General features: G+C 51.5%; 15 protein-coding genes and 3 pseudogenes. 15 read left to right on the top strand and 3 right to left on the bottom strand.

The window, feature by feature from the left end; genetic code table 11:
* Positions 1 to 118: 118 nt before the first annotated feature.
* From BZK42_RS25775 to BZK42_RS25770, 3 genes are all read right to left on the bottom strand, one after another.
* Entirely contained in the window at positions 119 to 1,021 is a 903-nt protein-coding gene (locus tag BZK42_RS25775) for a coiled-coil domain-containing protein (RefSeq protein ID WP_249025170.1), read from the bottom strand.
* Entirely contained in the window at positions 1,018 to 1,167 is a 150-nt protein-coding gene (locus BZK42_RS29000; RefSeq protein ID WP_169922393.1) for a hypothetical protein, read from the bottom strand. Before BZK42_RS29000 ends, BZK42_RS25775 begins: the two co-directional genes overlap by 4 nt.
* A gap of 224 nt (positions 1,168 to 1,391) precedes the next feature.
* A complete protein-coding gene (locus BZK42_RS25770; protein ID WP_080860892.1) occupies positions 1,392 to 1,988 on the bottom strand; it encodes a helix-turn-helix domain-containing protein in 597 nt (198 codons plus the stop codon).
* A gap of 155 nt (positions 1,989 to 2,143) precedes the next feature.
* Here BZK42_RS25770 and BZK42_RS25765 point away from each other — a divergent pair, with 155 nt between their 5' ends.
* From BZK42_RS25765 to BZK42_RS29085, 15 genes and pseudogenes are all read left to right on the top strand, one after another.
* Entirely contained in the window at positions 2,144 to 2,377 is a 234-nt protein-coding gene (locus BZK42_RS25765) for a hypothetical protein (RefSeq protein WP_080860890.1), read from the top strand.
* Between the two features lie 144 nt (positions 2,378 to 2,521).
* Entirely contained in the window at positions 2,522 to 2,725 is a 204-nt protein-coding gene (locus BZK42_RS25760; RefSeq protein ID WP_080860882.1) for a hypothetical protein, read from the top strand.
* Positions 2,722 to 3,229, top strand: a pseudogene (locus BZK42_RS29795) (DNA cytosine methyltransferase); the annotation flags it as partial. The gene BZK42_RS25760 and the pseudogene BZK42_RS29795, both read left to right, overlap by 4 nt.
* A gap of 200 nt (positions 3,230 to 3,429) precedes the next feature.
* Positions 3,430 to 3,888, top strand: a pseudogene (locus tag BZK42_RS29790) (DNA cytosine methyltransferase); the annotation flags it as partial.
* Positions 3,878 to 4,546 (top strand): DnaT-like ssDNA-binding domain-containing protein, encoded by a 669-nt coding sequence (locus BZK42_RS25750; protein WP_080860878.1) that lies wholly within the window; start codon positions 3,878 to 3,880, stop codon positions 4,544 to 4,546. The pseudogene BZK42_RS29790 and the gene BZK42_RS25750, both read left to right, overlap by 11 nt.
* 125 nt (positions 4,547 to 4,671) lie before the next feature.
* Positions 4,672 to 5,016: a DUF1064 domain-containing protein gene (locus tag BZK42_RS25745; RefSeq protein WP_080860876.1), complete on the top strand. Its 345-nt coding sequence runs from the start codon at positions 4,672 to 4,674 to the stop codon at positions 5,014 to 5,016.
* 61 nt (positions 5,017 to 5,077) lie between these two features.
* Positions 5,078 to 5,593 (top strand): hypothetical protein, encoded by a 516-nt coding sequence (locus BZK42_RS25740; protein ID WP_080860874.1) that lies wholly within the window; start codon positions 5,078 to 5,080, stop codon positions 5,591 to 5,593.
* Positions 5,590 to 5,802, top strand: a complete 213-nt coding sequence (locus BZK42_RS25735) for a hypothetical protein (protein WP_080860872.1) — start codon at positions 5,590 to 5,592, stop codon at positions 5,800 to 5,802. The genes BZK42_RS25740 and BZK42_RS25735 overlap by 4 nt, the downstream gene beginning before the upstream one ends.
* On the top strand, positions 5,799 to 6,131 hold the full coding sequence (locus BZK42_RS29090) for an ead/Ea22-like family protein (RefSeq protein WP_249025169.1): 333 nt from the start codon (positions 5,799 to 5,801) through the stop codon (positions 6,129 to 6,131). The genes BZK42_RS25735 and BZK42_RS29090 overlap by 4 nt, the downstream gene beginning before the upstream one ends.
* 1 nt (position 6,132) lies before the next feature.
* Complete coding sequence (locus BZK42_RS25725) at positions 6,133 to 6,408, top strand: hypothetical protein (protein WP_080860860.1); 276 nt, start codon at positions 6,133 to 6,135, stop codon at positions 6,406 to 6,408.
* Between the two features lie 10 nt (positions 6,409 to 6,418).
* The gene (locus tag BZK42_RS25720) at positions 6,419 to 6,979 is read left to right on the top strand and encodes a DUF551 domain-containing protein (RefSeq protein ID WP_080860859.1); all 561 of its coding nucleotides are present in this window, start codon (positions 6,419 to 6,421) and stop codon (positions 6,977 to 6,979) included.
* Positions 6,979 to 7,233 carry a hypothetical protein gene (locus BZK42_RS25715; RefSeq protein WP_080860858.1) on the top strand — a complete coding sequence of 85 codons (255 nt, stop codon included), beginning with the start codon at positions 6,979 to 6,981 and terminating at the stop codon, positions 7,231 to 7,233. Before BZK42_RS25720 ends, BZK42_RS25715 begins: the two co-directional genes overlap by 1 nt.
* Positions 7,226 to 7,558 carry a hypothetical protein gene (locus BZK42_RS25710; protein ID WP_080860857.1) on the top strand — a complete coding sequence of 111 codons (333 nt, stop codon included), beginning with the start codon at positions 7,226 to 7,228 and terminating at the stop codon, positions 7,556 to 7,558. Before BZK42_RS25715 ends, BZK42_RS25710 begins: the two co-directional genes overlap by 8 nt.
* A gap of 28 nt (positions 7,559 to 7,586) precedes the next feature.
* Complete coding sequence (locus BZK42_RS25705) at positions 7,587 to 8,264, top strand: terminase small subunit (protein ID WP_164498438.1); 678 nt, start codon at positions 7,587 to 7,589, stop codon at positions 8,262 to 8,264.
* Positions 8,261 to 8,515, top strand: a pseudogene (locus BZK42_RS29085) (terminase); the annotation flags it as partial. The gene BZK42_RS25705 and the pseudogene BZK42_RS29085, both read left to right, overlap by 4 nt.
* Positions 8,516 to 8,713: the final 198 nt, after the last annotated feature.

The raw sequence follows: 8,713 nt of genomic DNA, 5'->3' as shown, positions 1-8,713 counted from the left end.
TGCAGGATTTTAATTTCCATAACTGTCTCAAAAGTGACCATAAGCTCTCCCGAATCAGGAGAGCAGATTAACCCCTGGATCTGATTTCAGGCGTCGGATATGGATCACTTTCGCACCGTTAGTGACACTGCTCAGCCAGGCGCGCTGATTCAGCTTCCTCGTGACGGCGGCGCTCCGCTGCGATAGCAGCGTTCTTTTCCTGCTCAGCTTTTTCCGCAGCGGCTTTTGCTTCACGCTCTGCTTTCTGCTGGGCTTCAATTTTTTCGCGCTCTGCGCGTTCAGTTGCAGCTCTGGCTTCAGATTCACGGCGTGCAGCAGCATCAATTTCAGCCTGTGCCTTTTCCTCTGCATCACGCTTAGCTTGTTCAGCGGCTTCACGGCGGATATTCTCTTCACGCTCAAGGCGTGCTTTTTCTTCTGCCTCTTTGCGCAGGCGATCAAGCTCAGCGGCTTCATGTTCGCGCTTTTGCGCTATTACCAGCGACGCTTCCAGTTGCTGAATAGTTGAATCTTTAGCCACTCCCGCCTCTGCTGCGCGTTCCTGCCAGCTGTCATCCAGTACCACGGATTTAGCTTCCAGAATGCGCGCCTGAATATCAGCAGAAGGCAGGTAGTTACCGGCGGTGTCGATCACGTCAGCCAGCGCACGCAAATACACAAGGCGCTGCTGCAGTGCTTCGGTGCGCGCCTTTTCAGCATCTTCCCACTCGGTAAGGGGGCGGCGTACTTCATCGCGCAGCTGATCGCATTCGGTGACGAAGCGGCGCAATTCAGCTTCAACCACTTTCGGCTGCTCCTTGAGGCGCTTCAGGTAATCCCTGCCAGGTTTCTCTACAGCAGTTTTGCTGCGTGATACCTGTGCGGCCAGCGATGCAATGCGAGCCCGTCCCTTTGCAGTGCTCAGGTCAGGAACTTCGTTTACTCCGGCGCGGATCTTTTCCAGGAAGGAATCAAGCCCATTCTCAACGTAAATTGCCGGCGCCATGTCTGGCGCGATTTCGATAATTGCTAAATCAGTCACTTATTCACCCCCATACCCATTTCCGTTTTTGCTGCCAGTTTGCTGACGAATGCCCAGCTGATTGCTTCCGGCAGCGTGCGAAACTTCCAGCTCATCAGCCCGCAAGCTGTAACGCAGTACCAACCATTGATGACTTTCCACTGCATATGAACCTCTCTATTACCATTTTGGTAATACCTGAAGATGCAGGAAAGCCACGAAGTGGTGGTTTCTGCCTGAGCGATGCGCTCATGTATTACCTTTTGGGTAATAATCAGATCAAAAAGTGATTGTGTCAATAGGTATGACGAGAAAAAATTACCATTTTGGTAATTGTGTGAGGCGAGAGCTTACCGCCATCGGGCAGGTAAAGCGTCAGAATGGCGGGGGATTACTTTCTTTTGTTCTGCTCAAACACGAAGTTGATGAATGAGGTGATCTTGTTTTTCTCTTCCTGTGGCAGAGCTGCATACAACCGGTGGTCGTAGTCGATAACACCAGGGGCGCCTACGGGAATAATCATCTCGTATGCTTCATGCCCGAACGCGCGCGCCAGGGAGGAAAGAACGCCGATAGTTGTGCTGACTTCCGCTTTCATAATCCGGTTAACTGTGGCCGGGCCAATACCAGCTGCAACAGCAACTTTCTTTTCGGATGTCATTTCCGTGTTCTTTCTCATCCAGGAATTGAGCGTGGCTGCGGCCTGCTTCTCTACAGTCCATTCGCCATCGTCAGTGGCAGGAATAAAGATATCAGCCTGTACTGCGTCCAGTTCGTGATCGACATCAAGCCAGAACTTTTCTTTGCGCGCTGCTTCTTCAATGATGCGTGCGGCATTCGGTCCGATGTTTTTGATACCAGTACACCACCGGTTGACCAGGTTCTGCGAACGCTTCACCCTCTCTGCAAAGCGCAACTGGGTGTCATCGAAATCACGGCGGATGATTTCGTTAAGGTTTTTGCGTCTTATGTCATAAATACTTTTCATAGCTATTGTATTTGTCCATTTAATGTTACCTAACTGACTAAATTTAAATGAATATTACCATAAAGGTAAAGTTACCATAACGGTAATAATCATTGATTTTTTCACCAGAAAGGTAATAATTCAGATATGAATAGACAGGCTGAGATAAGCAAAATATGAGTGACGAAAAAAAATTTGATTTCAAAAAGCACTGGCTGGGGCTGTCTCCTGATGAGCGTGAAGCATTTGCAGATGAAGCCGGAACCACCAGTCATTACATCCAGACTCACCTGACCGGGCGCCGCAAGATGCCTGGTAAGCGACTGATGGACGGACTGTTTAAAGCATGTCGTTCCCGCGAATGGACAAAGTCAAAAACTGAATTAGTGCTCTTCTTCTACGACCGATAATCCCTCTGAACCCATCAATGCCGTCATTACCTGGCGGCTCCTTCCTGCATAAAACACCTTTCTGGTAATAAAAAACCATATACGGTTGATCTTTTTTCTCCTTAGTGCAAAATTACCAAAGATAAATAACAAAGAGGTAATCCGATGAAGCGAATCACCCAGCGTGAGGCTCTCGATTTGGGCCTTACTCGCTTCTACACCGGGAAGCAATGTATCCACGGTCATGATAGCGAGCGCTACACCCTGAGCGGGGAGTGTGTGCGGTGCAATAACGAGCGGGCACGCCGACAGGCAAAGCTTCGTTCCGAAAAAATGAAGGCAGCCAGAATGGCAAGAGAGGCAGCATGATCCCAGCAGCCTACTACAACGAAATAGACCAATTTGCAGCTCAATGGCTGCGTAACCTTATCGCCGGCGGTCATATCGCACCAGGCGAAGTTGACGAACGGAGTATTGAAGATGTCACACCTGACGACCTCAGAGGTTTTACCCAATGCCACTTTTTCGCCGGAATTGGCGTCTGGTCCCATTCCCTCCGCCTCGCCGGATGGCCTGACGATAAACCAGTGTGGACAGGCTCCTGCCCGTGCCAGCCTTTCAGCGCGGCAGGCAAAGGCGATGGATTTGCTGACGAGCGGCACCTATGGCCCCATTTCTTCCACCTCATCAGCGAGCGCAGACCTCAGCATGTCTTTGGCGAACAGGTTGCAAGCGGTAACGCAAACACATGGTTCGACCTTGTACAAGCTGACCTGGAAGGAATGGGATACGCCTTCGGGCTTGTGCCGTTTGCGGCAGCGGGCATCGGTGCGCCGCACATCAGAGAGCGGGCCTACTGGGTGGCCAACGCCAACAGCGTCATCAGTGACCGGCGCGGGAACGTCCGGGCGCCAGGGCGGGATGAATATTCAAACGGCGGCGATGATGTCCGGCTGGCCGACGCCAACCACGATCGACAACAACCAGGTTGCAGGACAGGCAGCCGCCGCGAATGCGCCAAACAGGGGAACAACATTGGGCGGGGCGGCCAGAATGGCGGGCTGGGTAACTCCAACGTCCCGCGACTGGAAGGACTCAGCGGGAATGACAGCGCAGCGGGATGGGAAAGAACGACTGGACCAGTTGCCGCGCCAGGTGTTCATGACGGGTTGGCCAACTCCTCAAGTGAGCAATATCACCAATGCAACGACAGTCCAAATGAGCGGGGATGGTCGAGAAACTCCGAACAAAATCGGCTGGGCGGCGAGCTTATGCGGCCCCTTGAGGTTAACGGTTTTTGGCGTGATGCAGACTGGCTCTTATGTCGAGATGGCAAATGGCGTCCAGTTGAACCCGGCACATTCCCGTTGGTTGATGGGGCTTCCGCACGCCTGGGACGAGTCGAGCCCTGGGTGGCAAGAGTGGCAAGCAGCAACCGCGTCGGCCGACTCAAAGGCTACGGTAACGCCATAAACGCACAGGCTGCGGCTGAATTCATTCGCGCTTATATGGGGGTTACTCATGGCCGGTGACTGGATCAAGATGCGTGCAGATTTGCACACACATCCGAAAGTTGTCCGCATGGCGTCCGCATTGAAAGCGGACAGATTACGGATAGTTGGCGGACTACATTCCGCATGGTGTCTTTTCGATGTCCACTCTGTTGACGGCTTTCTTGACGGATACAGTGCGGAGACTCTCGACGACCTGATCGGCTTCCCTGGATTTTCACGGGCAATGATGGCCGTAGGATGGCTCGAAGAAAATGGAGAAAGCCTAGTAATGCCGCGCTTTGAAGCCCATAACGGACAGTCTGCAAAGCGTCGTGCGCAGGACGCAGACAGGAAGAGAAATGTCCGCAAAACGTCCGCTTCAGATGCGGACAAAAAGCGGACCAGAGAAGAGAAGAGAAGAGAAGATATTAAACCCCATATAAACCCCACTCATAACGCGCGCGAAGAAAAATCTGTGGATAACTTTCCTGGAGAACAGTTCGCCATGTTTGATGGGTGGAATCCAGATCCAGACTTTGTAGAAAAATCGAAGGAATGGGGTACTCCTGTTGAAAGGGGGGTGAGAGAAACTGAACTTACATCGTTTATCGACTTCTGGGTTTGCGAAGACGACAAGCTAAACCAGTTTCAGTGGCAGCAGAAGTTGGCAAGACACATATGTAACATCAGGAAGTAAAACGATTTATGTAGCGCAGCAGCGCATTTTTTTACATCTAATTAATTACCAAAAAGGTAATAAAATATGCGCATAGCTATTGAAATTAACTCGTTTGTGGTTTTAAATTACCTGAGAGGTAAATCATGAAAAGGCAGTTGCAGGCACTCGGAAGGCTCAAGACGGGCCAGATGAATAAAACCGAATCGGCTTACTGCAAGCACCTTGAGTTACTCAAGCATGCAGGGGAAATAGCCTGGTATCGGTTCGAAGGTATCAAGCTTCGCCTGGCTGATAACACGTTCTACACGCCTGACTTCGCAGTGATGCTCACCACCGGTGAGATGGAACTGCACGAAGTGAAGGGTTTCTGGACTGACGACGCCAGGGTGAAAACCAAAGTCGCAGCAGACCAATACCCGTTTCGCATCATCGGGGTAACGGTTAAGCCGAAGAAAGCTGGTGGAGGGTGGAGCGTCGAAGAGTTCTAAATCGACGATCCTTTTAGTTATCAAACTAATCAATAACTTATACGGGTAAGCGAGGGTAATAATGGGAAGCAATATCATTGAGTTGGCGAAGTTAGGACATGAGCGCGCTGCTGAATTGAAAGCATCATGCGGTGCTGTCGACGTGCGCAGCCTGGCGCAACTGATTAGCGATCTGGCTACACAGCTTGAAGTGCAGTTTGTTCGCTCAACCAATCAGGCAGTACAGCTCGCTAACGCCGAGAGCAAGTGCAGGGAGCTGGCGGCGGAGAGTGTAACCGTGAAAGAGTGCGCATCAGATGTTATGAGGCACGTATATCGTAGTAAGACCTATCTTGACAGCAGTCGCGTTGTGGATGCCATTCAAGGTCTTCAATGCGCCATTGAGCGCAAAGCTGGAAAAGCCCCAGCCACCGACGCTTTCCTGGCTGAAGTGCGGGCCAGTGCGGTAGATGAGGCTTGCCTGAAAATCAGCAGCGCCATCGTTAATTGCTATCAGGACGAACAAATTGGGCTTGATGCAGCAGCAACTATCTGCGGTGACTTCGCCGCCCAGCTTCGCAAAGGATCCGCGCTATGAGCAAACCAACCGATGAAGAAATCATCCAGGTGCTTCGTGACCATGGCAATTGCATGACCTATGTGGTCACTCACTGGTTACGCGATAACTACAAGGGAACAAAGACAGCGTATGTGCTGCGCCGCCTGAAAAAGCTTGAGGCTCTCGGTGCAGTGAAGCGAGTGAAAAGCAGTTATGCGGTTCAAATCTGCTGGGAGGCAGCCCAATGACGGCACTCGACAAACAGGCGCTGCGCCAATTAGCAACTGATGCGCATGAGCTTGGCATCATCAAACGTTACACGAAAGGCATCGAGGCCAATAAGAGATTCGCTGCCATCGTCACTCCTTTGACAGTTCTGGCGCTGCTGGATGAGCTGGAAGCCGCAGAGAAGCGCATAGCAGAACTGGAGGCGCGGACGGTTGCAGTAAAGCAATTCGATGACTTCCAGATTGTCCACTATGGCGGTTCTGAGGATTACGCGAAAGGTTATATCGACTGCCAGAACAACTACAACAAAGCGCTTACCGCCGCTGGCATTGGCGTGAAGGGGGAGTGAGATGGAAAACGTTAACTTTGTAGTGCAGCTACTGAAGAGTGACGAATGCGTAACGCTCATGGCCCACGCAGAAGTCAGTAAGGCTGAGCTTATCGACGAAGCCATTCGCCAGGGTGAGATTGAAGAAGATGAGCGAGAATGCTTCGATAAGGCCGAGTTTTGCGCCAACAAGTGGATGAAGGCAGTTCCGCGCGCTGGCTACTCAACCTACTACTACGAATCGCGTGAAGGTGTTCGCGGAGCATTCAAAGCAACCTGTCTACAGTATCTCTGGTGAGGACTAACCCATGACAACTAACCACCCGGCGCACGGTCATGTATCACTCGATCGCCTGCGCCAGATAAGCGAAATACTCAGCAAAGCATCAGCACAAAGCGACGACGGTAATCTCGGCTACGCAATGGCTGATGCTGTGAAGGTGATTGATTGGGCTATTGCTGCGTTTGGCGCAGAGCCTGTGGCGTGCCTTAAATGTAATGATACTGGAATGACGGATAGTGGCGGAGTTCAGCCATGGGGAGAACCAATACTCATTGATTGCGATTGCCTCACCGGCATGCTTCAGGCTGGCAACTCTTCGGTAACGCCGGATTGTTGGATTCAGGTAAGCGAGAGGATGCCTGAAGACGCTCAGTGGTGCGCAGTAAATACTGAGTACGGATATTACGTGCAGTGCTGGTCTGAGTGTCAGGGATGGCTTGGCGATGAAATTAGTCTGCCAAGTTGCGATGTAACACACTGGATTCCGCTGCCAGCATCACCGCAGCAGGAGGTGAAGTCGGCGCTTGAGCATGGGATGCAGCGTTACGCTGGTGCTATGCAAAAACTGTCAGAAGGGGATAAGTGATGGGAAAGTTAACCTTCGTTATTGATTTTGAAGACGGTAAAGAGCCTCCTGTGCATGCTCATATGGAGGCGTTCGGTGGCAAGGTTGTTGCAGTGGCCTTCCGTGATGCACTAAGCGAACAGGAAGAACGCGAGCAGGTGGTGAGCAACCATGAGCCGCTAAACACTATCCGTTGCTTTATCTGTAACGGTCGCCACCCAATAGGGGTTGCTTGCCCGTTTAATACGATTACTTCGGCGGTAAGCAATGGCTAAATCCGCAGCAGAACGCAAAGCCGCGCAGCGTGCCCGCCAGGCTGAATCTGGTAACCGCAAGCTGGAATTGCAACTCGACGAGCAGGAACTGGAGATGCTGGCGAGAAACTGCGCCGCCCGTCGCTCTGGTCGGGCGCCGTATGACATGAACGAGTACATCGCGTTGCTTATCCGCCAGGATGATGCCCGCGTTCGTGGTCGCATCAAGTCAATCAGTGCTAACCGCTGTGGTAAGTGCGGCGATGCGCTGCCGGTTAAGTCGTGTCCGTGCGATGGTGATTCGGCATGTTGGGTGACGCGTGGCTGGCATGAGACCAAATTATAAGTGTGACATGTCACGATAGCGACAATAAATTGCAACGGCCGCCGACTATGGCGGCTTTGTTTTGCGTGTTACTATTACCAAAACGGTAATTATTACTTCGGTGGTAACAATGCCCGCAGAACCAAAAGCACCAAAACGCAAATCAACGCAGTATAAGCCACTTACAGCGATGCAGGAGGCTTACGCGCAGGAATATACAAAATGCCCTGAGAATCAGACTCAGGCAGCGATTAACGCAGGATTTTCGCCAAACACGGCAGCGGTCAAGGCCAGTGTCATGATGCGTGATGAGCGCATCCAGAAACGGATCGCCGAACTTATGGAAGAGCGCAACAAGCGCCTGCGAGTCAGTGCTGATTATGTGCTACTCCGTCTGGTGGAAATTGACCAGATGGATGTGATCGACATCCTGAACGACGATATGAGCATCAAGCCGGTTTCGGAATGGCCTAAGGTCTGGCGGCAGTACCTGACAGGTTTCGAACTGGCCGACATGTTCGAAGGCCGTGGAGACGAGAAAGAGCTGGTTGGCATCCTGAAAAAAATCAAATGGCCTGACAAGGTGAAGAACTTGGAGCTGATTGGTAAACACGTGGACGTTAACGCGTTCAAAGAGCGCCTTGAGGTATCCGGCACTGTCACGATTGCCGACCGCATGGCGAAAGCCCGCCGTCGCGTGAAAGAGCAGGCTGGTGGTGAAGAATGAAAAATAAACCGGAAGCTTCATATGAAGAGCAGTTGATAGAAGACATTGCTGGTTTTACCCATGATCCACTTAGTTATGCCAGATATTCATTTCCATGGGGTGAGCAGGGAACTGAACTTGAGCACGCTGTTGGTCCGCGAACATGGCAAGCGGAAACCTTCGCGGAGATAAGAGACCATCTCCAAAATCCTGCTACTAGGTATGAGCCTTGTCTGATAGCTCGTGCGTCAGGTCATGGTATTGGGAAGGCATTGAGGCCTGATGATGTTGTCCCTACGCCATTAGGGATGCGATGCGTTTCTGATATAAGGCCTGGCGATCTCCTTTTCGGTGAGAATGGGAATGCCGTTCAGGTACTTGGCACCCGGAACTATGATATGTGCCCATTTTATCGAGTGATATTCTCTGATGGAACAGCAGTAGAAGTGTCATCTGGCCATCTCTGGAAA

The sequence above is a fragment of the Citrobacter braakii genome, from assembly GCF_002075345.1.
Classification (GTDB): domain Bacteria; phylum Pseudomonadota; class Gammaproteobacteria; order Enterobacterales; family Enterobacteriaceae; genus Citrobacter; species Citrobacter braakii.
The sequence above is the reverse complement of the archived record's forward strand: the minus strand, read 5'-3'. Positions and strand labels throughout refer to the sequence as shown.

What these genes read in the sequence shown, in the direction of transcription:
- BZK42_RS29000 (WP_169922393.1), bottom strand. Translation starts at nt 1,167, where the DNA reads ATGCAGTGGAAAGTCATCAATGGTTGGTACTGCGTTACAGCTTGCGGG.
- BZK42_RS25770 (WP_080860892.1), bottom strand. Translation starts at nt 1,988, where the DNA reads ATGAAAAGTATTTATGACATAAGACGCAAAAACCTTAACGAAATCATC.
- BZK42_RS25765 (WP_080860890.1), top strand. Translation starts at nt 2,144, where the DNA reads ATGAGTGACGAAAAAAAATTTGATTTCAAAAAGCACTGGCTGGGGCTG.
- BZK42_RS25760 (WP_080860882.1), top strand. Translation starts at nt 2,522, where the DNA reads ATGAAGCGAATCACCCAGCGTGAGGCTCTCGATTTGGGCCTTACTCGC.
- BZK42_RS25750 (WP_080860878.1), top strand. Translation starts at nt 3,878, where the DNA reads ATGGCCGGTGACTGGATCAAGATGCGTGCAGATTTGCACACACATCCG.
- BZK42_RS25745 (WP_080860876.1), top strand. Translation starts at nt 4,672, where the DNA reads ATGAAAAGGCAGTTGCAGGCACTCGGAAGGCTCAAGACGGGCCAGATG.
- BZK42_RS25740 (WP_080860874.1), top strand. Translation starts at nt 5,078, where the DNA reads ATGGGAAGCAATATCATTGAGTTGGCGAAGTTAGGACATGAGCGCGCT.
- BZK42_RS25735 (WP_080860872.1), top strand. Translation starts at nt 5,590, where the DNA reads ATGAGCAAACCAACCGATGAAGAAATCATCCAGGTGCTTCGTGACCAT.
- BZK42_RS29090 (WP_249025169.1), top strand. Translation starts at nt 5,799, where the DNA reads ATGACGGCACTCGACAAACAGGCGCTGCGCCAATTAGCAACTGATGCG.
- BZK42_RS25725 (WP_080860860.1), top strand. Translation starts at nt 6,133, where the DNA reads ATGGAAAACGTTAACTTTGTAGTGCAGCTACTGAAGAGTGACGAATGC.
- BZK42_RS25720 (WP_080860859.1), top strand. Translation starts at nt 6,419, where the DNA reads ATGACAACTAACCACCCGGCGCACGGTCATGTATCACTCGATCGCCTG.
- BZK42_RS25715 (WP_080860858.1), top strand. Translation starts at nt 6,979, where the DNA reads ATGGGAAAGTTAACCTTCGTTATTGATTTTGAAGACGGTAAAGAGCCT.
- BZK42_RS25710 (WP_080860857.1), top strand. Translation starts at nt 7,226, where the DNA reads ATGGCTAAATCCGCAGCAGAACGCAAAGCCGCGCAGCGTGCCCGCCAG.